Origin of the sequence: Prosthecobacter debontii, from assembly GCF_900167535.1 — a bacterium.
Lineage (GTDB): Bacteria > Verrucomicrobiota > Verrucomicrobiia > Verrucomicrobiales > Verrucomicrobiaceae > Prosthecobacter > Prosthecobacter debontii.
In genome coordinates this window covers 1-1026 of sequence record NZ_FUYE01000055.1, presented here as the reverse complement: position 1 = coordinate 1026, position 1026 = coordinate 1, and the positions used below count along the sequence as shown (strand labels likewise).

1 rRNA gene is annotated in these 1026 nt (G+C 46.5%); it reads left to right on the top strand.

Annotated features, from left to right (window positions below):
* Positions 1-157 precede the first annotated feature (157 nt).
* Positions 158-1026 (top strand): 16S ribosomal RNA (locus B5D61_RS25525); the annotation flags it as partial.

Genomic DNA, 1026 nt, shown 5'->3' with positions numbered 1-1026 from the left:
AAATAAATTTAAAAAACTATTGACGCATAAAAAAAAAAGTGGTATTATAAATTTCGTCAGCAGCAATGTTGAACATAAACGAGGACATTAACAACAGAATAGATAAGATAGTTAATAATTAGTTATGCAATAACACATAACGGTGTAAATAAAATTTTGAATGAAGAGTTTGATCCTGGCTCAGGATGAACGCTGACAGAATGCTTAACACATGCAAGTCGACTTGAAGCAACTTCGGTTGTGGAAAGTGGCGGACGGGTGAGTAACGCGTAAAGAACTTGCCCTTCAGTCTGGGACAACCATTGGAAACGATGGCTAATACCGGATATTATGGAACTCTCGCATGGGAGGATCATGAAAGCTATATGCGCTGAAGGAGAGCTTTGCGTTCCATTAGCTAGTTGGTGAGGTAACGGCTCACCAAGGCGACGATGGATAGCCGGCCTGAGAGGGTGATCGGCCACAAGGGGACTGAGACACGGCCCTTACTCCTACGGGAGGCAGCAGTGGGGAATATTGGACAATGGACCAAAAGTCTGATCCAGCAATTCTGTGTGCACGATGAAGGTTTTCGGATCGTAAAGTGCTTTCAGTTGGGAAGAAGAAAGTGACGGTACCAACAGAAGAAGCGACGGCTAAATACGTGCCAGCAGCCGCGGTAATACGTATGTCGCAAGCGTTATCCGGATTTATTGGGCGTAAAGCGCGTCTAGGCGGGTTCATAAGTCTGATGTTAAAATGCGGGGCTCAACTCCGTATTGCGTTGGAAACTGTGAACCTAGAGTATCAGAGAGGTGGGCGGAACTACAAGTGTAGAGGTGAAATTCGTAGATATTTGTAGGAATGCCGATGGAGAAGTCAGCTCACTGGATGAATACTGACGCTAAAGCGCGAAAGCGTGGGTAGCAAACAGGATTAGATACCCTGGTAGTCCACGCCGTAAACGATGATCACTAGGTGTTGGGGGTCGAACCTCAGCGCCCAAGCTAACGCGATAAGTGATCCGCCTGGGGAGTACGCACGCAA